Origin of the sequence: Chryseobacterium sp. Leaf201 (assembly GCF_001421435.1) — a bacterium.
In the GTDB taxonomy this organism is placed as follows: domain Bacteria; phylum Bacteroidota; class Bacteroidia; order Flavobacteriales; family Weeksellaceae; genus Chryseobacterium.
On the sequence record NZ_LMKA01000052.1, the window covers coordinates 39,501 to 60,347 of the forward strand.

At 40.9% G+C, this 20,847-nt stretch carries 25 protein-coding genes; 20 read left to right on the forward strand and 5 right to left on the reverse strand.

Annotation, left to right across the window (positions count from 1 at the left end; genetic code table 11):
- Positions 1–19: 19 nt before the first annotated feature.
- From ASE55_RS04470 to ASE55_RS20280, 3 genes are all read right to left on the reverse strand, one after another.
- Positions 20–325: a hypothetical protein gene (locus ASE55_RS04470; RefSeq protein ID WP_128414498.1), complete on the reverse strand. Its 306-nt coding sequence runs from the start codon at positions 323–325 to the stop codon at positions 20–22.
- A gap of 288 nt (positions 326–613) precedes the next feature.
- Positions 614–820, reverse strand: coding sequence for a T9SS type A sorting domain-containing protein (locus tag ASE55_RS19820; protein WP_082474343.1), 207 nt, complete (start codon positions 818–820; stop codon positions 614–616).
- Entirely contained in the window at positions 817–993 is a 177-nt protein-coding gene (locus tag ASE55_RS20280) for a hypothetical protein (protein WP_157844630.1), read from the reverse strand. Before ASE55_RS20280 ends, ASE55_RS19820 begins: the two co-directional genes overlap by 4 nt.
- A 354-nt stretch (positions 994–1,347) precedes the next feature.
- On the opposite strand from ASE55_RS20280, the gene ASE55_RS04475 reads away from it, so the two are divergent.
- The 7 genes from ASE55_RS04475 (at position 1,348) to ASE55_RS04505 (ending at position 7,420) form a co-directional block, all read left to right on the forward strand.
- Positions 1,348–2,025 (forward strand): HAD family hydrolase, encoded by a 678-nt coding sequence (locus ASE55_RS04475; RefSeq protein WP_056216057.1) that lies wholly within the window; start codon positions 1,348–1,350, stop codon positions 2,023–2,025.
- 4 nt (positions 2,026–2,029) lie between these two features.
- On the forward strand, positions 2,030–2,854 hold the full coding sequence (locus ASE55_RS04480) for a phosphoribosyltransferase family protein (RefSeq protein ID WP_056216059.1): 825 nt from the start codon (positions 2,030–2,032) through the stop codon (positions 2,852–2,854).
- Positions 2,844–3,398, forward strand: a complete 555-nt coding sequence (locus ASE55_RS04485; RefSeq protein WP_056216061.1) for a TerD family protein — start codon at positions 2,844–2,846, stop codon at positions 3,396–3,398. Before ASE55_RS04480 ends, ASE55_RS04485 begins: the two co-directional genes overlap by 11 nt.
- A gap of 5 nt (positions 3,399–3,403) precedes the next feature.
- Complete coding sequence (locus tag ASE55_RS04490) at positions 3,404–4,573, forward strand: toxic anion resistance protein (protein WP_082474344.1); 1,170 nt, start codon at positions 3,404–3,406, stop codon at positions 4,571–4,573.
- Positions 4,574–4,588: 15 nt separating this feature from the next.
- Complete coding sequence (locus ASE55_RS04495) at positions 4,589–5,536, forward strand: hypothetical protein (RefSeq protein WP_056216063.1); 948 nt, start codon at positions 4,589–4,591, stop codon at positions 5,534–5,536.
- Between the two features lie 87 nt (positions 5,537–5,623).
- Positions 5,624–6,235: a TerD family protein gene (locus tag ASE55_RS04500; RefSeq protein WP_056216065.1), complete on the forward strand. Its 612-nt coding sequence runs from the start codon at positions 5,624–5,626 to the stop codon at positions 6,233–6,235.
- 138 nt (positions 6,236–6,373) lie between these two features.
- Positions 6,374–7,420 (forward strand): TerC/Alx family metal homeostasis membrane protein, encoded by a 1,047-nt coding sequence (locus ASE55_RS04505; RefSeq protein ID WP_056216067.1) that lies wholly within the window; start codon positions 6,374–6,376, stop codon positions 7,418–7,420.
- Between the two features lie 90 nt (positions 7,421–7,510).
- Here ASE55_RS04505 and ASE55_RS04510 read toward each other — a convergent pair whose 3' ends face one another.
- On the reverse strand, positions 7,511–8,512 hold the full coding sequence (locus ASE55_RS04510) for a catalase (RefSeq protein ID WP_056216069.1): 1,002 nt from the start codon (positions 8,510–8,512) through the stop codon (positions 7,511–7,513).
- A gap of 230 nt (positions 8,513–8,742) precedes the next feature.
- Between ASE55_RS04510 and ASE55_RS04515 the strand changes: the two genes are divergently transcribed.
- The 6 genes from ASE55_RS04515 (at position 8,743) to ASE55_RS04540 (ending at position 13,707) form a co-directional block, all read left to right on the forward strand.
- On the forward strand, positions 8,743–9,177 hold the full coding sequence (locus ASE55_RS04515) for an FKBP-type peptidyl-prolyl cis-trans isomerase (RefSeq protein WP_051349344.1): 435 nt from the start codon (positions 8,743–8,745) through the stop codon (positions 9,175–9,177).
- Between the two features lie 144 nt (positions 9,178–9,321).
- Entirely contained in the window at positions 9,322–10,272 is a 951-nt protein-coding gene (locus ASE55_RS04520) for a hypothetical protein (RefSeq protein WP_056216071.1), read from the forward strand.
- Between the two features lie 87 nt (positions 10,273–10,359).
- Positions 10,360–10,935, forward strand: a complete 576-nt coding sequence (locus ASE55_RS04525; RefSeq protein WP_056216073.1) for a helix-turn-helix domain-containing protein — start codon at positions 10,360–10,362, stop codon at positions 10,933–10,935.
- A gap of 86 nt (positions 10,936–11,021) precedes the next feature.
- On the forward strand, positions 11,022–12,491 hold the full coding sequence (locus ASE55_RS04530) for a serine hydrolase (RefSeq protein ID WP_056216074.1): 1,470 nt from the start codon (positions 11,022–11,024) through the stop codon (positions 12,489–12,491).
- Positions 12,492–12,589: 98 nt separating this feature from the next.
- Positions 12,590–13,000 (forward strand): Rrf2 family transcriptional regulator, encoded by a 411-nt coding sequence (locus tag ASE55_RS04535; protein ID WP_056216076.1) that lies wholly within the window; start codon positions 12,590–12,592, stop codon positions 12,998–13,000.
- A 56-nt stretch (positions 13,001–13,056) separates the two neighbouring features.
- A complete protein-coding gene (locus ASE55_RS04540; RefSeq protein WP_056216077.1) occupies positions 13,057–13,707 on the forward strand; it encodes an NAD(P)-dependent oxidoreductase in 651 nt (216 codons plus the stop codon).
- 85 nt (positions 13,708–13,792) lie between these two features.
- Here the strand turns inward: ASE55_RS04540 and ASE55_RS04545 are convergent, their stop codons facing one another.
- Positions 13,793–14,812 carry a M23 family metallopeptidase gene (locus ASE55_RS04545; protein ID WP_082474345.1) on the reverse strand — a complete coding sequence of 340 codons (1,020 nt, stop codon included), beginning with the start codon at positions 14,810–14,812 and terminating at the stop codon, positions 13,793–13,795.
- Between the two features lie 226 nt (positions 14,813–15,038).
- Here ASE55_RS04545 and ASE55_RS04550 point away from each other — a divergent pair, with 226 nt between their 5' ends.
- The 7 genes from ASE55_RS04550 to ASE55_RS04580 all read left to right on the forward strand — a co-directional run bounded on the left by ASE55_RS04550 (position 15,039) and on the right by ASE55_RS04580 (position 20,797).
- On the forward strand, positions 15,039–16,082 hold the full coding sequence (locus tag ASE55_RS04550) for an NAD(P)H-dependent glycerol-3-phosphate dehydrogenase (protein WP_056216079.1): 1,044 nt from the start codon (positions 15,039–15,041) through the stop codon (positions 16,080–16,082).
- Between the two features lie 234 nt (positions 16,083–16,316).
- Entirely contained in the window at positions 16,317–17,822 is a 1,506-nt protein-coding gene (mqo, locus tag ASE55_RS04555; protein WP_056216080.1) for a malate dehydrogenase (quinone), read from the forward strand.
- Positions 17,823–17,901: 79 nt separating this feature from the next.
- Positions 17,902–18,303: a hypothetical protein gene (locus ASE55_RS04560; protein ID WP_056216082.1), complete on the forward strand. Its 402-nt coding sequence runs from the start codon at positions 17,902–17,904 to the stop codon at positions 18,301–18,303.
- A gap of 34 nt (positions 18,304–18,337) precedes the next feature.
- Positions 18,338–18,766 (forward strand): hypothetical protein, encoded by a 429-nt coding sequence (locus tag ASE55_RS04565; protein ID WP_056216084.1) that lies wholly within the window; start codon positions 18,338–18,340, stop codon positions 18,764–18,766.
- Between the two features lie 60 nt (positions 18,767–18,826).
- Positions 18,827–19,438, forward strand: coding sequence for a DUF1684 domain-containing protein (locus ASE55_RS04570; protein WP_056216086.1), 612 nt, complete (start codon positions 18,827–18,829; stop codon positions 19,436–19,438).
- Between the two features lie 3 nt (positions 19,439–19,441).
- Positions 19,442–19,972 carry a GNAT family N-acetyltransferase gene (locus tag ASE55_RS04575; RefSeq protein ID WP_082474346.1) on the forward strand — a complete coding sequence of 177 codons (531 nt, stop codon included), beginning with the start codon at positions 19,442–19,444 and terminating at the stop codon, positions 19,970–19,972.
- Positions 19,973–19,987: 15 nt separating this feature from the next.
- Complete coding sequence (locus tag ASE55_RS04580; protein ID WP_056216087.1) at positions 19,988–20,797, forward strand: glucose 1-dehydrogenase; 810 nt, start codon at positions 19,988–19,990, stop codon at positions 20,795–20,797.
- Positions 20,798–20,847: the final 50 nt, after the last annotated feature.

A 20,847-nucleotide genomic window follows, 5' to 3' on the forward strand; every position in this document is an offset into this window, starting at 1 on the left:
TTGGGTTGCATTGTTTTTTTTAATATTCGTTATCCTGCACAGGTATTGCTCCTGGAGGGTGTGGGCGATTTAAAGGTAATTCTGAAATAGAAATGGGTATAAAAGAGACATACGGCAGTCTGCTTACTATAGAAGGTATAAAAGCGGTTACGGCTAACCCTGTATAAAATATGGAGCCTGTACCGATGATCATTTTAGTATTTTCTCCTGCATGGAAATAATCAGGAGCAGAAAAGGATAGGAATAGCCATACAATCCAAATCAGGCTCATGCTGATCTGGCAGGAACAGAATCTTTCCATTGCTTTTATATATTTTTTTTTCATCAGTGTGTTAATAACAGCCCTGCTTAAGACGGTTAATGGTGCAAATGTAAACAAATTTATTTAATAGCCAAATGATGTAAAGTTTTGTTTGTTAACGAGATATGGCTGTGTAAATCTTTTGATTTTGTTTTATGAATGTGAAAAATACAATAATAAACACTTATGAATGCAAAAAGCAGGATTTTTGAAAAATTAATTGAAAATCAGTAGATTAAAAATTAATGGCCGTATAAATAAAAATCACCTCAGATCATCTGAGGTGAATATACAAGGGCTGGTTTATTAGGATTATTTTTTAAGGAATTTCAGTTTTTTTATGCCTTCTATTTCTATGAAATAAGCACCTGTGATCAATTGTAAAACACTGATTTTTTCCTGGTCAGTCACATTCCCTTCAGATAAAAGCCTGCCGTTCATATCTGTTATTTTATAGGATTTTGATCCTTTCACTGGAAAACTGGCCTGAATGTAATCTGTTGCCGGATTAGGAGCTATGCAGAATTGGGGTTGCCGTTCCTGTCTGCAGTGAGTGTTGCGCCATTTACGGTAAGTGTATTGCCGTTGGTGCTTGCGTCATTGCCATTTCCGTTAAATCTCCACCAGGCAATCAGACCGGAAGACGGAATATAGTTTGGGGTTTGTGCAGCAGCAAAAAGTACTGCAAGCAAAAATGATAATAAAGAGATTTTCTTAATAATTATTTATTTAGTGTGCTAGAAATAGCACTAATATTATCATATGTGGTATTTATATTGTGTTGTATTTAAATTTAAAGGCTTTTAATTAATTATATGGGATGTAATTGCTTTTTTGGTTATTATATATGTACCGGGTGCCATCATTTTTACAGGCTCATTTTATATGCGGAAATCTTAAATAATTCTTAAAAAAAATCAGCATAAGTTTAAAAATTCTATCTTTGGGGAGAGTTGGTAAAATTCAGATAAAAAACTAATGATCAAACCTGAAATCAATTCATTTTTTCTAAGAAAAAGCTAAATGAAACTTTAACTTATAAGATTTTGAAAACAGATATAGACATCCGCAGTCATTCGCATTTTTCCTTCGATCTGTGGCTTACCCTCATCAAATCCCATCCTGAATTCAAAGCAAAAAGAGTGGAGCTGTTTTCCTCGTTTTTCGAGGTTGACCAACCGATGGATAAAGTAGCGAAAGCTGTAAAATATTATGATGATCTCTGCAATACCATCAATGAAGTAATCGGCGGGAATGTGGATACTTTTGAAATTTATCTGCTGATCCTGGGTTCATTAAATGTGGACCTTAAACAACTGGACCAGGAGAAATTAAACCGGTTCTACCAAAAAAGCGAAGACCTGTTTCTGGAATATAAGCCGGTGGTGATTTTCGAAAATTTACATGAATTTTTTGAAGAAATAAGGAGTCAGGGGAAAACCATCAGTATTCTGAGCAATACAGGCTTTATCAAAGGCAGAACGATGAGGAAATTCCTGATGAATGAAAATCTTGATCAGTATATTGATTTCCATGTATATTCCGATGAAACGAACTGCTCAAAGCCCAGCCCTCAGATATTCCGGGAAGTGAAATCCCTGATTAAAAACCAGGAGGTGGATCTGCACCGCATCCTGCACATCGGAGACAACCCGGTTGCAGATTACAAGGGCGCAAAAGATTTCGGCTTTAATGCACACCTGCTCAAACACCCAATATTATAATAATATGAACAGAAGATACAGCTTACATCCCATTCATTCGGCCGATGAGTTCACTTTTTCGCCGGAAGAATACAGCTATTTTAAATATGGCGACAAGGCGTACGCGGAGAAATTTGCCAAAGAACTATTCAATGGCTTCGTTGCCGAACACAGCAGCCTTTTGGATACGGAAAAAGAAATCGTAGTGTTGCCAAGCCCTTACATGGCCATTCCTACCGCTTCCAATTTTCTATGTTTTTACTTTAAGAAATATCTTGATTTTTACCTGTTTAAAAAAGGAAGGAAATCAAGCATCTTATCAAAAATCAACAGAAACCATACCTATACCACAGATTATGGAAATCTGAGTTTTGAAGACCGGAAAAATTTAATTTCCAATGACACCTATTACCTGGACAGGGATTTTCTTAAGGGAAAACTTTGTATTTTTATAGACGATATTAAAATAACGGGAAGCCATGAGTATACCGTAAATAAAATCCTGGAGCAGTATAACGTAGAAGGGGACTTCCTTTTTATGTACTATGCTGAACTGATGAATTTTGATATCGATCCGAAGATTGAAAACTTTTTTAATTACTATGCTGTGAACAGTGTGGAACATATTGCAGAAGTGATGGTGAAACCCAGTTTCCAGTTCAATACAAGGATTGTAAAATATATTTTAGGCCTGGAATCAGGTAAATTTGACTATCTTTCGTCTAAAGTAAAAAAAGAACAGATGGATCACCTGCTTGAGCTGGCGATCAGCAACAATTATCATTTAATAAAAGATTACGAAAACAATATAAACACTTTAACACAAACTGAATTATATTATGGCTATTAACTTACAGAAAGGACAGAGAGAAAATATAAACGCTCCTAAATTCACCGTTGGATTAGGATGGGATATTAACAACACCTCAACAGGAACAGGCTTCGATTTGGATGCTTCCCTGTTTTTACTGGACGAAAATAAAAAACTGGTTTCAGATAACCATTTTATTTTTTACAACAACCTGGAGTCTCCGGACAAAGCGGTTATTCACACAGGGGACAACCTTACAGGAGACGGATCAGGAGATGATGAGCAGATCAATATTGATTTAACCAAAATTGATGATGCCGTAAAGGAAATCACGATCGTGGTAACCATTCACGAGGCAGATGCCAGAAGACAGAATTTCGGGCAGGTAAGAAACTCTTTCATCAGGATTTTCAATACCGAAACCAATGAAGAGATCTTAAAATATGAACTGGATGAAGATTTCTCCATTGAAACCGCTGTGGAGTTCGGAAGAATTTACAACAGAAACGGAGAATGGAAATTCGAGGCCGTAGGAAGCGGACAGCGAGAAGGTCTTGACAAATTTGTATCAATGTATCAATAATCACTATGGATAATCAACCTAACCAACCTATAGACCCGCTTCAGTCCATTGAACCGCTTAAAACCTTTGAGCCTGCACCACAGCAGCAGCCTGTGCCGGCAGCTAATCAGGGGTCTGCACCGGTAGTGGTAGACCGGGACGGAAACGTCAACCTGTCTCAGTTACAGGTAGAAGAGCGCAGGAAATATGAAGTGCTTGCAGATTCCATTGATGAAACCAACCCGGGATCAATCGTAAACTTCGGAGCTGATCTTCAGCGGACACTTTCCAACCAGAGTGACAGTTTCCTGGGGAATGTAAGACGTTCCAATTCCGGAGAAGTGGGAGAGCTGATCAATAATTTATTGGTCGAGCTTAATTACGTGGATGTTGAAGAACTCAACCAGAATAAGTTCAAAAGCTTTCTAAGCAAGCTGCCGTTCATGAAAACGCTGATGACGCAGGTGGAGAATTTATTCGCGAAATATGACAAGATCATCAACAATATCGATCAGATTGCCTACAAAGTAAATGCGGGAATCATTACTTCGACAAAAGATAATGCCGTACTGCAGACGATTTTTGAAAGCAATGTGAACGCGATCAAGCAGATTGAAGAACTGGTGATTGCCGGAAACCTAAGGATGGAAAAAGCAGCGGCCGAGCTTGCAACAATGGAGGCTGCTCCGCAGAACTATCAGGATTATGAAATTGCAGACAAAAGGGATTTCATCGCGAGATTGGACCGCAGGCTGGCAGACCTTAAAGTGGTACGCCTTATCATGATGCAGTCGCTTCCGCAGATCAGGCTCGTACAGAACAACAACGTTTCCATTGCCGAAAAAGCGCAGACGATCTTAACGACCACGCTGCCGCTTTGGAAAAACCAGCTTTCACTGGCCGTGGCCATGTACAGGCAGCAGCAGAGCATTGAGATCCAGCAGAAGGTTTCTGCCACCACAGAGGAAATCCTGAAGAAAAATGCAGAGCGTCTGGGCCAGAACTCAATCAATGTAGCCAGAGCCAATGAACAGACCGTAGTTTCTGTGGAAACCTTGAGAGAGACCACTTCAAAACTGATCAGTACCCTGAATGAAGTAAAACAGATCCAGAAGCAGGGAGCGGAAGGAAGAAGAAAGCTGGATCAGGACCTGATGACGCTGGAGCACGAACTGAAAGCAAACGTAAGAGGATAATAATACCCTGAAAAGGTGGATGATGAAGCTGTAAACATACTGTCCCAAAGTAAAAGAAGATTAACAAGACTTAAGCTTCTTGCCAATTTTTTTGAAAATGCCGATATAATCTCGATCTATATTAAAACCGATGTTATACACCATCTTTTTCAGGAAAATAAGGCACTTGATTACAGTAAGCTTGAGCTGTTCCACCTGCAGTATACCGACAGCCTCATCGAACTTCTGACGAAGATTAAAAGGCAGAAGGAAAATGATATGCTGGCGGTAATCAATGAAATTGATGTCAACAACAAATACATTTCAGGCTTTGAAGAAAAGCAGGCTGATGGTTTTGAAACAGACCGGAGGATGTACAGCGGTATATTTTCCAACCAGTTAAAAAACCTGTATAAAGACCTTACGGAAGATAAATTCCGGCTGAACTGGGAAAACGTGCTGTATTTCTATAAAAAGTATGCAGCCGAATTTTACAGGACCGGGGTGGATGAAGAACTGCTGAAGTCCGGTTCATTTCCGGCATATCAGTACCATGATTATCAGATTGAAAGGAAATTACTGGGAAGGCTTAATATCCAGAACTTTAAGGTCCGTTTTGTCTGTGGGTACAATATCTCGGGGAATGAGTATGAACTGTTTAAGCTGTTTCAGACCGATGACTGTTTTATATTTGATATTGAAGGCAGGAAGATGTACCTGATTGATCCCAAAAAACTGGAGAAACTGGATACAATGCCCAATGAATCGAACCGGCAGACCCTCGTTCAGCAGCTGCGGAACAAAAACCAGAAGCTGGAGGAAACCATCGGGGAAAGAAAAAGAATGCTGCCGGACCAGGTGATCACCGTTTTGCAGGATTATCTGAGGAACCTGGAAAATGTAGACATCATGAGCAGGATATTCGACATCAATGAAGAAACCAATATCCTTCGTGCGATGCTGAATTTAAACCTGAATAATTAACAATGAACCCAAATCGTGAAACCGTAAGACATTAAATTTAAAGCTGACGAGCGGTTTTGCAGAATAATAATACTAAACATAAAAATAATGGCGATTAACTTACAGAAAGGTCAGAGGATCAACCTGACAAAAGAAAACGGAACAACGCTTACGCAGGCTTGTGTAGGGATCAACTGGGGAGCAATAGAGAAAAAAAGCTTCTTCGGAGGAACTTCAAAAGAAGCTGTGGATCTTGACGGAAGCTGTATTTTATACGATTCAAATAAAAATGCCACGGAAGTAGTCTACTTCGGCAACCTGAAATCCAAAAACGGATCTGTAAAGCACAGCGGGGATGATTTAACAGGTGACGTAAACGGGGATGACGGGCTTGACAATGAAGTAATTACCGTAGATTTCAGCGGTCTGGATTCCAGTGTTGAACATGTTGCTTTGGTTTTGAACAGCTATAAAGGACAGGATTTCGGGACTATTCCTTTCGCGTCAATCAGGATTTACGAAGGAACGCCTACCAATGTAAGAGAAGTTTTCGCTAAATATGATATTGCCAATGATGCTTCTTTCAAAGGTCATGTAGCAATGGTAATGGGCGTGTTCTACAAGAAAAATGGAGAGTGGAAGTTCAATGCCGTAGGAGATCCTACAAAAGACAGGAAACTGGAGGAGACTGTTGAAACTGTAAAGCAGAGGTATCTGTAGACATACAAACGGTTAAATAGATATCGGGATAAACAGGCTTAATCCGGTTTTACCCCTGATAAAATTTAAATATCAAAAATCAGCAATAACTGTCTGTTGTACAGCTATTGCTTTTATGTATCATAAGCACATTAGAAAGTGGACACACATCAAAGTATTTTAGATCTTCATCCCGGTCTGGTTTGGGGATTTGCGGTAACAGTTGTTATCATGTTGCTCCTGGATTTAGGGGTTTTCAACAAAAAGAGTCATGAAGTTTCCTCTAAGGAAGCCACCATCTGGTCAATTGTATGGATCTCGCTGTCTATGGTTTTTTCCGGAGTGGTCTATTGGGTTTATAATTCAGATATAGGTCCGGAAAGTCATGCGCTGGCAGTAGAGAAATTTACCCAATATCAGGCGGCGTACTGGATTGAGAAAGCCCTTTCGGTAGATAACCTGTTTGTATTCATCCTGGTTTTCGGGTTTTTTAAAGTCCCGAAATACCTTCACCACAAGGTTCTTTTCTGGGGGATTATCGGGGCACTGATTTTCAGGGCAATATTCATCTTTGCGGGAGTGGGTTTAATCAATCTGACCTATCTTCCTGAAATGAATATTTTCGGGCATGCAGTGAAGATTAACGTTGTCATGGCGCTGTTCGGTCTGTTCCTGGTGTATGCCGGAATTAAATCCTGGGGAGGTGGTGACGGTGATGAAGATGAAGACTACAGCAATACCGCAGGAGCAAGGCTGATTAAAAGATTCTGGAAAGTTTCTGATAATTATGCCGGAGATAAGTTCTTCACCGTTCAGAACGGAGTTAAAATGGCAACGCCGCTTCTGGTAGTGGTTGCAGTAATTGAATTTACGGATGTGCTTTTTGCGGTGGACTCCATCCCTGCGATCTTTGCCATCTCCAATGACCCTTTTATCCTTTACACATCCAATATTTTTGCGATTTTAGGATTAAGGTCACTGTATTTCCTGCTGGCAAACTTTATCCACATGTTCAGCAAGCTGCCTTACGGTCTGGCCGTGATCCTTACTTTTATCGGTATAAAGATGCTTATTGCACCGTGGATTCATATTCCGTCTCCGGTTTCATTGGGAATTGTAGGTGGGGTTCTGGTCATTTCCGTTCTTTTATCAATTATGTTCCCTGATAAAAAAGAAGATGACGGGCAGCAAAAACTCGGACAATAAACTACTAAATAGAAAGGCTTTACAATATATGTAGAGCCTTTTTTTATTTATGACTGAATCTGATTGATCGAATAGGTAAGTAATGAATGGTTACCGTTCGTATTTCAGCAGCTTATTGATCTTACGCCGGGTCTGGATTGAAACTTTGTACGCTTCATCCCTCAGTTTCTGGATTTTCCCTACAGGCTGAAAAAAAAGCTTGTTTTCAAAAGGATTGAATGACAGCATTTCGTTATCGCAGGCTTTAGCATCCAGAAGTGAATTCCTGTCAGTTTTCACTTCCCCGATTTTTATATAAGGCGACTTTTTCCACTCCACATTCAGCTGATTGACAGGCTGGTTTTTTAAATCGTAGCAGATCTGGATCAGAACATCAGCGGTAAAATCCTGGTTCGTTAAATAATTTTCAATTGCATCCTTCACTTTCAGTTTCTTCCCGAAATGCCTGTCCACAGACTGCGGTTTCAGTTTAATCTTCATCATGTGGTCTCCCAGGCGGTATACCCCGACAGAATGGAAGTCGAATGATAAAAGAAAATCATTCCTTTTGTTCCAGAGCTTAATTATATTCTTCACAAAAGAAGCGGTAAACGTAGAAGGGATGACTTTGATAATCTGCAGCATCAGGGAAAAGGAACTCCATTTTTTAACAAAGAACTGGTTCACCGAAGTAAACAGTTTTAAAAAAGTACTTACCGAGTTGATCGGGAATAAAGGAAAATTAACCAAAGGGTAATTCGCAATGAGCGTACCGTTGTTGTCCTTTATTTTAACGGCAAATCCATATGCAGGAATATCTTTTCTGCCACGCGTAACCTTAAGGTGCGCATTGGAAAACCTGATCGTTAAATCATATTTTTCATCATCAAAAAAAGGCTGGAATTCCTCAGGAATATTTTTGGCAATTAGAAATTTGCCTTTTACAACCGCATAGGTCTTTGCATGGGCATTCCGGGTGGCGTAGTTAACGTCACTTGTCGTGGGTGACTGTTCAACGAAATCTGAAATACTTTTTTTATTAATTTCAAGAAGTTTTTCTTCGTCTGCAGTCAGCTTATCGTATTCCTTATTATATTTTAATGGATTTGGCATTTAGTTTTTGAGTCCAATTATAACGCCAAGTTTTTGAAACTGTGTTAATACAGTATTAATGATATTTGAACTTTCTCAACAATAAAGGTTTATGGTTAACGGATTTAAGTTTAAAATTCTGAAAACAAAAAGGTTAGGCAGAATAAAGCAGTCTTAGATTGAAAAGTTCTCACTTTGCAGCATTCATCGTTACGCCTTAAAAAATGCTATATTTGTAAAAAATATCAATTATGGGCGTAGCAGATATGTTATTTAAGCGTAAAAAAGAGCAGGCAGAAAAGAACCTGAATGACGGTAAAGAGTACATGGAAGAATATGGCAAGCGTGAAACTGTGGTTCAGCTGCCAAGCGGACTTCAGTATGAGATCATCAAAGAAGGAGACGGAGAAAAGCCGGGCCCGAGGTCTACCGTAAAATGCCACTACCACGGAACCACGATTTCCGGAAAAGTTTTCGACAGTTCTGTGAAAAGAGGAACTCCCGCTTCATTCCCGTTGAATAAAGTAATTAAAGGATGGACGGAAGCTTTACAGCTGATGCCTGCAGGAAGCAAATGGAGACTGATTATCCCGCCGCATTTAGCGTATGGAGATCAGCAGATCAGCAAGGAAATCGGGCCGAACAGTACCCTTGTTTTTGAAGTTGAGTTGCTGGAAATTAAATAAACCCACCTTAAAAATAGCTTAAAATTTACCCGGAATCCGGGTAAATTTTTTTATTTCCGTATTTTAGTCAGGAGATTAATTAAAAACAGTTGAGTAATCACAACAGAATTAAACCTGTATTGCTGATTGATAAAATACAATGAAATGAAAAAGCTGATTTGCATTTTAACGGCCCTCTGTGTGCTGACTTCCTGTATTTCCAGGAAAAACCAGGCCATCAGGCAGAATATCCTTACTTTAAGGGACAGTTACTGCAAAGCGCCCTTTAAATACAATTATTCAGATAAAATACCGTCTTACAATTCAGATTCCATTATTGCGGCCAACCGTGAACTGACGGATAACTTTTCTGACCAGAGCATCCTGATTTTAAATGCCCTGGATAATCTGGATGAGGTTCATGAAATCATGGAGCTTAAAAAAGACACTTCCCTTGCCTCCCAGGTAAAAGTTTTACAGCTCAAAAGCAGGATCAACAGCAAAATAACCATTGCTCTGACGGAACTGGATGCAGTAGCCGCAGAATTTGACTGTGAAGGGGAGCGGGTGGCACAGATCGGCAATTATGTGGATAACCTGAATGATTCCAGGAATAACAGACTGATCCTATATTCCATTGTCACGGGAGCGGCCGCATCCATCGCAGGCGGAATTGTGAAAGATGATGCATGGAGCAGTGCCATTGATATCGGCGGCGGTGCCTTGGGTGCAGGATTCGGTCTGGCTACCTTCAATCCCAAAGGAAAAAAAGTGGAATTCATCCACCAGAGGAATTTATTGAGGGACATCTGGAAAGAAAAACTGGAATCCCTTAATTTCCCGCCTTTTATCTGGTATATGTATACAGAAAAGAAATTTTCAAACAAAGAAAAACATTCCATTATCAGCAGCATGAAACAGCGGTGGCTGCATTATCAGTTTGATGATGATCAGAACGCCGCGGACCGTTCCGTTATTTTCAGTGACGGAGGATATTACCGTTCCGGTGACCTGCACAACAGGGCGGCTATGCTGAACCAGATGCAGTCGGCAACACGCACCATCAATCAGAATATCAATTACCTGCTTCTTGATCTGGATAAGCTGATCTTATAGTCTGGGAAGGAATAAAACCGGATTTTTATTTAAACCGGAGGTTAAAAGCGTCTGAATCTGTACATTTGCTGCTGATTATTGTTACGGATGTCAGAATTAAAAAAAATCAGGGAAGAACAGAACCTCACCCAGGAAGAACTGGCCGAAAAGTCAGGTATTTCCGTCAGGACGATTCAGCGGATTGAAGCAGGAGCCGATCCTAAAGGGTACACGCTGAAAACTTTGGCCTTAAGCCTTAACATCACTGAAAAAGAGTTATTGGCTCAGGATATTCCGGCAGAGATAGAAATAAAAGCTGAAGAGCCTGTTCTTGCAGGAGAAAAAGAAAGGCCTGTTAACTACACTCAGGTTAAAATGATTAATATTTCTTCGCTTCCTTTTGCGTGGTTCCCGGTTGCTAATTTCCTGCTGCCGTTATTGGTGATGTTTTTCACAAAACAGAAATCTTCAATAGCAAAACAGATTATTTCCCTCCAGATATTCCTGGCCGTCATTTCGCCGGTTATTTTTATGATGGTCGCTTTTCTTAAGCTTGGGTCGAACTCTGTTCTCATCACCATGATCCTGCTGACCCTTGCCAATATATACATAATCCTAAGAAATGCATATGAAATAGACAGGAAACAGAAACTTTTCTATAAGCTGAATTTCAGCATCATATAAACCTGGCAGGCAATTGTCAGGTCTTTGTCAGGTTAAATTTTCAGGCTTTATTTAATTATTTCTGAATCTTTGCCAAAAATAATCCAATGACAAAACATACCTGCATCAGCATCTTTATTTTCTTCCTTTTCATCGGGAGCCTGAAAGCCCAAATTGATAAAAACTCACCTTTATTTATTGAACTGAAAAAACAGGACAGCCTCTTTTTTGAGCGCGGCTTCAATAACTGTGATATGACCTACCTGGAAAAATCAGTAGCCGGAGATCTTAAGTTTTACCATGACAAAGGCGGTTTTCAGGATAAAAAATTATTTCTCGAGAGAACAAGACAGAATATCTGTTCCAATCCTGATCAGAAGCCCATCCGTAAAGTAATAGAAAGCAGCCTGGAGGTTTTCCCTCTGTATAATAACGGGAATCTGTATGGTGCGGTACAGTCCGGGGAACATCAGTTTTATATCCGGGAAAGGAATAAGGAAGATGTATTGGGAGGCCGGGCAAGATTCACGACGGTCTGGGTGAAAAAGGATGGAAACTGGATGATGAGTAATGTCCTCAGCTATGATCACCAACAGCCGGATAAGGCACAAATTACAGACCCTCTCGAACAATTGATGAAGAATAACAACATTCCGACTTTAGGATTGGGCATTATAGAAGGTGGTAAACTGACACAGGTAAAAGTATACGGAACGCTTGACGGCAAAGCAGCGGCACCTTACAACAGTCTTTTTAATGTGGCGTCTTTAACCAAACCGATAACTGCAATGGTTGCCCTACGGCTGGTAAGCCTCGGGAAATGGAGCCTTGATGAACCGCTTTATCATTACTGGACGGATCCTGATCTTGCCAAGGATCCCCGGCATAAAAAATTAACCACAAAATTGGTTTTAAGCCACCAGACCGGTTTCCCGAACTGGAGATGGCAGCGTAAAGATAATACGTTAAGTTTTGAATCTAATCCCGGAACCCGCTACCAATACTCAGGAGAAGGTTTTGAATATCTTCGGAAAGCAATCGAAAACAAATTCCATAAAAGCCTGGAACAGCTGGCAAAAGAACTTATCTTCCAGCCTCTGAATATGAATGACACCAGCTATGTCTGGAAAGAGAAAAAAGACTCGGAAAGAATGGTTACAGGTTACGACAGAAATGGGAAACCTTATGAAACGGTAAAGAATAAAACAGCGAATGCAGCAGATGATCTCATCACTTCGGTAGAAGATTACGGTAAATTTTTAGTAGCTGTACTGAATAACGACGACCTGCTGTCACCAGCCGTTTTTGAAGCGGTGAAAACCAGGCAGGTTAAGATCAAAAACGATAAATATTTCGGGCTTGGCTTTGAAATATATGACTTGGAAAACCATGAGATCGCCCTTTCCCACGGCGGTTCCGATAAAGGTGTCAATACTATTGCTTTTCTTCTGCCCGAAACAAAACAGGGCATTGTCATTTTCACCAATGTTGAAAACGGATATACCGTTTATGAAGCCCTGATCAATCAATACTTTGGCGAGGCAGGAAAGAAGATTGTAGACATAGAAACAAAGTAAGGTTAAATAAAATAAAATGAAATAAATTACAGTTAAATCTTAACTGTAATTTATTTTGTTACAATTAAAAAATTATTTACCTTTGTCGGGTAATCAAGATGAGTAACACAAGATTTGCAACAGCAGTACATATCATGACACTCCTGGCGGACAGCCCGCAGGATTGGCTTACCTCTGAATGGATGGCAGGAAGCATTAACATTAATCCTGTAATGGTACGCAAAGAACTGAGTGTTCTGAGAGAAGCCGGTTTGGTGATCAGCAGACAGGGAAAAGAAGGTGGAAGTCAGCTATCCAGAAATGCGGAGGCCATTACGATTGCGGAGATTTATGCTGCGGTGAAAAATACGGATGTCTTAGGTAAAAAGAACCAGAAGCTCAATCCGCTTTGCCCGGTCGGAAAAGAAATCAATAATCATTTAAACGACCTGTTTAAGGAAACAGATCAGCTGGTTATACAATTTCTTGGAAATAAAACCCTTAAAGAATTTACAGATCATTTCAGTTAAATTTTTTTGATTATAAATGTAACAAAAATTATTACAATTAATTTAAATAAAAAATTATGAAAAAAGTAGCAGTAATCGGAGCCACAGGATTTGTGGGTACACAGGTAGTTAAAGAATTATCAGACAGAGGATACGAAGTGGAAGCGGTCGTAAGGGATGCCTCAAAAGTTCAGCAGAATGAAAAAGTAACGGCAAAGAGTGTTGATGTAAACCATGTTGAGGAATTAGCGGAAGCTTTAAAAGGGAATGATGCGGTCATCAGTACATTCAATGCAGGCTGGACCAATCCAAACCTGTATGATGATTTCCTGAACGGTTCCGTGAATATTGAAAAAGCAGTGGAACAGTCAGGGGTAAAAAGATTCATTACCGTTGGCGGGGCAGGCAGTCTGTTCATTGACGGAAAACAACTGGTTGACGGTCCGGATTTCCCTGCCGATATCAAACCGGGAGCTACTGCCGCAAGAGATTACCTGAACAAAATTAAAGAAAACAATACGTTGGACTGGACGTTCTTCAGCCCGGCTATCGAAATGCATCCCGGAACGGCAGGCGTAAGAACAGGAAGCTACAGGACAGCCCTTGAAAATCCGGTATTTGATGAAAACGGACGAAGCGTGCTTTCGGTAGAAGATGTTGCGGTAGCACTGGTAGATGAACTGGAGCAGAATAATCATATCCGTGAGCGTTTTACAGCGGCCTATTAAATCTTTTTAGAATCGGCTTAAAAAATTACGGCGGCCTCGTTCTGAACGAGGCCGCCGTAATTGCTCAATATAATCATTTAATCTCTTATAAATTCATAAACAGTTTCGGGTTTACAGGCGTATTGTTTCTATGCACTTCATAATGAAGGTGCGGGCCTGTAGAGCGTCCGGAATTTCCTGATTTGGCAATTACCTGTCCCACTTTTACCTTGTCGTTCACTTTAACCACCAGCTGGGACAAATGTCCGTAAAGCGTTGCCAGTCCGTTTCCGTGGGATACGATCACACAGTTTCCGTAACCGCCTTTCTGGCCTGAGAAAATGACTGTTCCGGCAGCCGTTGCCACCACATCTGAACCGAACGGCACTGCGATATCCAGTCCTTTATGAAACTGCATCTGGTCCGCTTCCGCCGGAGGATTGTTCCTTTCTGCCGGTTTTTCCGCACTGCTGCCTGCTGTATTTTTTGTTGATGGAGCTGCAGGAGCAGGAGTTGCAGGAGCCGCTTTCGGCGTTACCATCACCTTGACCTGTCTTTTCTCGCCATAACTGTCGGTAACCTCAATAATTCTTTCTACCGGTTCAGCCTTTACTTCCGGAACAGCAGGAGCCGCGGCAGGCTTTGGTGTATTCCCCGGAGTGGACTTTACAGAGGCCAAAACGGTTTTAAAAGGGATCGGATTCTTTCGGATCCCGAAATTTGATGAAATATATCCTTCAGTAGGCATTCCCAGAGGTACCTGCATCAGTTTTTTTTGAAGGTCCATCAGGTACTGGCTGTACCGGTTGGCCTGCTTGGCCAGGTAAATGGAATTGGAAATACTGTCTTTACTCAGGATCGTCAGTCTTTCGCTGGGCACATCTTTGGATTTCAGGAAAGAATTCAGTTCTGTAACCGTCTGATCTACCAAAGTAAGATCCGTTTTCATTTTTAAATAATCAACACTGTCTTTTTCAGTATTTATTTTAACAAGATTTACTTCATAATTTTTATCGTCTTTTTCAGAATACAGTTTGGCAATGAACATGCCCTGTGCAAAAACTACTGATAAAAGCCCTCCCAGAAGGATGTTTATGTTCCTTTTGCTGCTTAGAAAGTTTTTCATTTTTCTTCTCTTAGTATATTACAAAACGGTTTAAGCCTGCAAATTTAATTAAAAATATACTTTATGGCATATTTTTAACAACACTTTAAGTATTTAAGTAAATAACGGGGAATTAGATATTTAATTGTGATTAAATATTAATTTTATCCGAAACCAGATTTTATCATGCATCGAAAGGCATGCTTCAATCTTTGTTTTAATATATTTGCAATTCATATTTTCTATCATGGCTAAAAAGAAAACGGATACAGAATCTAAATCGAATACGAAAAAAAGCAAAAATGATGTTGCGGTAGGGGTTGTCGGGAGCGGAAGTTTTGCAACGGCTATTGTAAAAATGCTTGTTGAAAACTGTAAAGTAGTGCATTGGTGCGTAAGAAATGAATATGTAAAAGGAGCCATTGAGCAGAGAGGCCATAATCCGACATATCTTACGGCAGTTAATTTTAACCTTAAAAATTTAAAGCTGACTACCGATATCAATGAGCTGGTATCTGCCTGTGATACCATTGTGCTGGCCACGCCGTCAATCTATCTTTCTGATATGATGGATAATATGACCTGTGAGTACAAAGATAAGATTTTTGTTTCTGCCATTAAAGGGATTATCCCTAAAGTAAACGATGTGGTAGCCCATTACCTGAGAGATGAATTCAAGATCGGGTTCAGGAACCAGGCGGTGATTGCCGGGCCGTGTCACGCCGAAGAGGTAGCCATGGAAAGGCTTTCCTACCTTACGGTTGCTACCGTAGAAGAAGAAACTTCCCAGAAACTGGTAGACATATTCAATTCTGATTTTATCAAGATGCGTTCCAGCAAAGATATCTTAGGAAACGAGTACAGTGCAATTCTTAAGAATATTTTCGCTATCGGAGCCGGGATCGCCAGCGGCCTTGGATACGGAGACAACTTTACGGCTGTTTTCGTTTCAAATGCCATCCGGGAAATGGAGACTTTCCTTGAAGCCATCTATGAAGCACCGCGGGACGTGAATGAAAGTGCCTATTTAGGGGATTTACTCGTAACAGCGTATTCATTGTTTTCAAGAAACAGGAACCTCGGAAATCTGATCGGGAAAGGCTATACGGTGAAATCTGCAATTCAGTCCATGAACATGGTGGCAGAAGGATATTATGCGGCGGATTCCATTTATAAGACATCCAAAGAAAAAGGGCTCGCCCTTCCGATTATCGATACCATCTACGGAATCCTGTATGAAGGGAAAAATGCAGAAAAGCAATACAAAAAACTCACAACAAAACTAAATTAATTCAGGCAGGCCGGACTGTTTAGAGAATTTGCATCTGACGTTTAAAACCGTTACTTAATGGTGTTTTCTTTATTCCGGATGGAATAAGGGTTGAGATTTTACGCCTTAATGGCTTTGCCTGTACTCCATAAGCTATATCAAGGTTCATATAAAATAAGATTGTTAAACTTTTTAAACAAGTCTTTACTCTGAGAACTTTTCACGAAATTTGATATCATATTTAAATTTTAAATTATGTCACAATCGCTTACAAGCAGAACGCCGAAACCGAAATACGACGTTGTTCTTATCGGTGGCGGAATCATGAGTGCCACTTTAGCTACTTTATTACATGAATTTAATCCGGATCTGGATATTGCCATATTTGAAAGACTGGGCAGGTTTGCCAAGGAAAGCACCGCAGCCTGGAACAATGCAGGAACAGGGCATTCTGCATTTTGTGAACTTAATTATACGCCTGAAAAGCCTGACGGAACCATAGATATTTCCAAAGCGGAAAGCATTGCCGAACAGTTTGAGATCTCCAAACAGTTCTGGTCTTATTTAATTACCAAAGGATATATCCACGAGCCCAAAGACTTTATCAATTCATGTCCGCACATGAGCCTGGTATTCGGTGAAAAAGATGCTGAATATTTAAAGAAGCGTCATGAAATCATGTCCGGTTCTGCTCTGTTTAAAGGAATGGAATTTTCTACCGATCATGAAAAGCTGAAAGAATGGATTCCACTGGTAATGAGCAAAAGAAATCCTTCAGAAGTGATGGCGGCTACAAAAATGGATCTGGGTACAGACGTTAATTTCGGGACCCTGACCAGAAAAATGGGCAGGCACCTGCTGGAAGATTCCAATGTGGAGGTTTTCCTCTACCATGAAATAAAAGACATTGATCCGAAAGAAGACGGAACCTGGGAAATGAAGGTGAAAGACAGGATCAACAACCATAAGCAGGAAGTGGAAGCCGGCTTCGTTTTCATCGGTGCAGGCGGTTACGCACTGCCGCTGCTGGAAAGTTCCGATATCAAAGAAAGCGAGGGCTACGGAGGGTTCCCGGTTTCCGGACAGTGGCTGGTTACCCACAATCAGGAACTGGTAGAGAAACATCAGGCGAAAGTATATACCCAGGCGACTGTTGATGCGCCTCCTATGTCTGTTCCGCATTTGGATTTAAGGATTATTGACGGCCAGAAAGCCTTACTGTTCGGCCCTTTTGCCGGATTTTCAACAAAATTTCTGAAGGAAGGAAGCTATCTTGACCTTCCTGAAAGTGTCAATACAAAAAACATAAAATCTCTTTTCGGGGCCTGGTGGCATAATATTGCGCTGACAAAATACCTGGTTCAGCAGGTAGCCATGAACAAAGCCCAGCGGATACAGCACCTCAGGGAGTTTGTTAAAGATGCCAGAGAAGAGGACTGGGAACTGAAAGTGGCCGGACAAAGGGTGCAGATCATCAAAAAAGATGAAAAAGCAGGCGGCAAGCTGGAGTTCGGTACTGAAGTGGTGGTCAATAAAGCCGGAACCATTGCTTCCCTTTTAGGTGCTTCTCCCGGTGCATCAACGGCAGTCTATGCCATGCTGAATGTCCTTGAAAGGTGCTTTCCTGAAAAACTGCACGGGGAATGGAAAGAAAAATTAGTGGAGATGATCCCTTCCTACGGTCAGAAGCTTTCTGCAAATCCTGAGCTTACAGAAAAAGTGAGGAACTATACAAAGGAAAAATTAAAACTTGAATACTAAACCCCTGTAATGAGCAATGGGTGATAATCAATTATCTTTACAGATTACTTATTACCCATTACTTATCATTAAAATTAAGATGTCTGATACCCTTGTAAAACCGGTTATTGTAAAAGAACTCTTAGAATCCCTTCAGGCAAAAATAGAAGAGGAGCAGCAGGTCATTGTCCATTGCTGTTTTCCGGCATCACCGTTTTTGGGGAACCTGATCAGGATCTGGAATACCACTTATCTTTATGATAACCAGTCGGAGCACAAAAGCCGCCTCATTCATGCGGAAAACATTACCATTTACCCGAACTGGACACCCGTTCCGTTTATGAGAGACTTTTGGTTCACCCTCGTTTTTTCAGGTCTCCCGAAAGACTGTAAAAGTTTTGATCTGAAAGAAGTCATCCCTGAAGAAGGCGGATTTTTTGTAGAATCAATCAAACGAAATTCTTCAGATATTTACCGCGTGAAGATTTCTGAATCTTATTAACCCATCCAAGCCGGCTCAATCAAAAAAACGAAATATGAAAATCAAAATTCTGTCTTTTCTAATGATGATATTTTTCTTTGGAAATACATCGGCACAGGAAATTAAAAAGCATCTTTATAAAGGTAACATCGATAAATACCCGGTAACATTATACCTTGTTGAAGAAATATCCGGATGCCCGACTACGCATTACAGCGGCATGTATAAATATGATAATGCAAGCGAATGGCTGTATCTCGAAATTTCAGACGATGAAGAAAATAAGCTGGTCATGGTGGAAGGAGGAATCACTGGAATCATCAGTGTGAAAAGAAATGGTGAAAATCTTACCGGCTATTGGATTTCACCGGACGGAAACAAGAAACTGAATGTAACCCTAAAAAAAGCTCCGGTCAACAGCAAAACCCTGAAGCCTTACGAAGAATGGTACGACCAGGTAAACTATGAAATGAATGATTGCTGATAAAACATTCAACGCTGCTGAAGTTCATATTCAAAAAATCAAAGTTAACACGTTCCATCAATGAAAAATTACCTGTTCATCTTTTTGCTGTTCCCGATAATAAGCTTTGCCCAGAAAGCCTCAAAAGAAAAGCTGGAAGTAGAAAAGTTTCAGAAAGCACTGAACAAAGAATATCTGGATCCGAAAGAAACGCCTCTGCGGGGAGATCATTTCACGAATTTTAAAGCGCACCCGTTCTTTCCGGTTGATTTAAAATACAGGGTTACGGCAAAACTTTTAAAAACAGAAAATGCAGAACCTTTTGGTCTTCCCACTTCATCCGGCAAAACAAAACCGTACCGGGAATACGGCAAGGCCACATTTACTTTAGAAGGAAAATCATATACGTTAACCCTATACCAAAGCCTGGATTTGATAAAACAGGCAAAATACAGAAATTACCTTTTCCTGCCTTTCCGGGATCTGACCAATGAAAAAGAAACCTACGGCGGAGGAAAATACCTTGACCTTACCATCCCGAAAGGCAATCTCATTGTGCTGGATTTTAATAAATCCTACCATCCTTACTGTGCCTATAATGCTTATGATTACAACTGTCCGGTTGTGCCTGAAGAAAACAGGCTGCCGGTAGAAATCCGTGCGGGCGTTATGTATGAAGATATCTATCATTAACCTATGGTGAGCCTGCAGTTTTACAGCGAAAAAGATTTTAACGGAGTAAATTATCCGCTGGATCAGATCCAGGCAGGATATACTTCCACTGCGGCATCTGCACTGAAGAGAATCTCAGAAAGGAATACCGGTCTGGAATTTGCCGTTACCGTTTTCAGCAATGAAAAGCCTGCCGGTTTTTTTACCCTGGATTTCGGTGATGATAAGCTTGATGCAACAGACAACCCGAATTCCGTACTGCTGCGTTCTCTATCCGTTAATCCGGAGTTTCAGGGGAAGGGAATAGGGAAAGCCGTCATGCTGCAGATCGATGCTTTCGTGCGTAAAAATTTTAAAGAATGCAATGAAATTGTCCTGGCGGTAAACCATGATAACAGTTCTGCTTACGAACTGTACTGTAAAGCAGGGTATCATGACGGAGGCCGGACCAAAACCGGCAGAAACGGGCTGCAATATCTGATGCATAAAAACTTTAAGAAATTTTTAATCCGTATTTTTATGTTTGGCGTGATCCTTTCTTCTAAACTCAGGTAATTCAAATCATAAAACATGGAAATCTCTCTTCAAAATCAGGTCGCTGTAGTTACAGGAAGCTCCAGCGGAATCGGTTCCGGAATCGCAAAATCACTGGCTTCGGCCGGCGCAACCGTTGTTATTAACCATTCCTCAGAAAGGTCAGCCGCAGAAGCCGAAGCCGTTCTCAAAGAAATTACCGAAGCAGGCGGAAAAGGAATAGTCTGTCAGTGTGATGTTTCCAAAGAAGACCAGGTGGTAAAAATGTTTCAGGACGTGGTTTCACAGCTCGGGACTGTCGATATCCTGGTTAACAATGCAGGTGTTCAGAAAGATGCCAAATTTACTGAAATGACCCTCGACCAGTGGAATACCGTGATCGGCATCAACCTTACCGGCCAGTTTCTCTGTGCAAGAGAGGCCATTAAAGAATTTCTCCGCCGCGGAATCGATCCTTCTCGCTCCGTTGCCTGCGGAAAAATTATCCATATCAGTTCGGTGCACGAAGTTATTCCATGGGCAGGACATGCCAACTATGCTGCGAGTAAAGGGGCAATCAGAATGTTGATGCAGACGCTGGCGCAGGAATACGGAGCCGATAAAATCCGTGTTAATTCCATCTGTCCCGGTGCCATTCAGACACCCATCAATAAAGATGCCTGGAGCACTCCCGATGCATTAAATTCACTCATGACCTTAGTTCCCTACAACAGGATCGGTCAGCCGCAGGATATCGGGAACCTTGCTGTTTTTCTGGCAAGCGACTTTGCAGACTATATCACCGGAGCCAGTATTTTCGTTGATGGCGGCATGACTACTTTTGAGAGCTTCTCAACAGGAGGATAGGCTTTTGGCGCACATTTCCGGCTTTCACTACTCGCTTTTTTGTGCCTGCC

Excerpts from the sequence above, each read along its gene's own strand:
- ASE55_RS04575 (WP_082474346.1), top strand. The coding sequence starts at position 19,442 with ATGGTGAGCCTGCAGTTTTACAGCGAAAAAGATTTTAACGGAGTAAAT.
- ASE55_RS04520 (WP_056216071.1), top strand. The coding sequence starts at position 9,322 with ATGAAAAAGCTGATTTGCATTTTAACGGCCCTCTGTGTGCTGACTTCC.
- ASE55_RS04550 (WP_056216079.1), top strand. The coding sequence starts at position 15,039 with ATGGCTAAAAAGAAAACGGATACAGAATCTAAATCGAATACGAAAAAA.
- ASE55_RS04490 (WP_082474344.1), top strand. The coding sequence starts at position 3,404 with ATGGATAATCAACCTAACCAACCTATAGACCCGCTTCAGTCCATTGAA.
- ASE55_RS04560 (WP_056216082.1), top strand. The coding sequence starts at position 17,902 with ATGTCTGATACCCTTGTAAAACCGGTTATTGTAAAAGAACTCTTAGAA.
- ASE55_RS04580 (WP_056216087.1), top strand. The coding sequence starts at position 19,988 with ATGGAAATCTCTCTTCAAAATCAGGTCGCTGTAGTTACAGGAAGCTCC.
- ASE55_RS04515 (WP_051349344.1), top strand. The coding sequence starts at position 8,743 with ATGGGCGTAGCAGATATGTTATTTAAGCGTAAAAAAGAGCAGGCAGAA.
- ASE55_RS04485 (WP_056216061.1), top strand. The coding sequence starts at position 2,844 with ATGGCTATTAACTTACAGAAAGGACAGAGAGAAAATATAAACGCTCCT.
- ASE55_RS04545 (WP_082474345.1), bottom strand. The coding sequence starts at position 14,812 with ATGAAAAACTTTCTAAGCAGCAAAAGGAACATAAACATCCTTCTGGGA.
- ASE55_RS04565 (WP_056216084.1), top strand. The coding sequence starts at position 18,338 with ATGAAAATCAAAATTCTGTCTTTTCTAATGATGATATTTTTCTTTGGA.
- ASE55_RS04530 (WP_056216074.1), top strand. The coding sequence starts at position 11,022 with ATGACAAAACATACCTGCATCAGCATCTTTATTTTCTTCCTTTTCATC.
- ASE55_RS04535 (WP_056216076.1), top strand. The coding sequence starts at position 12,590 with ATGAGTAACACAAGATTTGCAACAGCAGTACATATCATGACACTCCTG.
- mqo (WP_056216080.1), top strand. The coding sequence starts at position 16,317 with ATGTCACAATCGCTTACAAGCAGAACGCCGAAACCGAAATACGACGTT.
- ASE55_RS04470 (WP_128414498.1), bottom strand. The coding sequence starts at position 325 with ATGAAAAAAAAATATATAAAAGCAATGGAAAGATTCTGTTCCTGCCAG.
- ASE55_RS04510 (WP_056216069.1), bottom strand. The coding sequence starts at position 8,512 with ATGCCAAATCCATTAAAATATAATAAGGAATACGATAAGCTGACTGCA.
- ASE55_RS04540 (WP_056216077.1), top strand. The coding sequence starts at position 13,057 with ATGAAAAAAGTAGCAGTAATCGGAGCCACAGGATTTGTGGGTACACAG.
- ASE55_RS04525 (WP_056216073.1), top strand. The coding sequence starts at position 10,360 with ATGTCAGAATTAAAAAAAATCAGGGAAGAACAGAACCTCACCCAGGAA.
- ASE55_RS04570 (WP_056216086.1), top strand. The coding sequence starts at position 18,827 with ATGAAAAATTACCTGTTCATCTTTTTGCTGTTCCCGATAATAAGCTTT.
- ASE55_RS04480 (WP_056216059.1), top strand. The coding sequence starts at position 2,030 with ATGAACAGAAGATACAGCTTACATCCCATTCATTCGGCCGATGAGTTC.
- ASE55_RS04500 (WP_056216065.1), top strand. The coding sequence starts at position 5,624 with ATGGCGATTAACTTACAGAAAGGTCAGAGGATCAACCTGACAAAAGAA.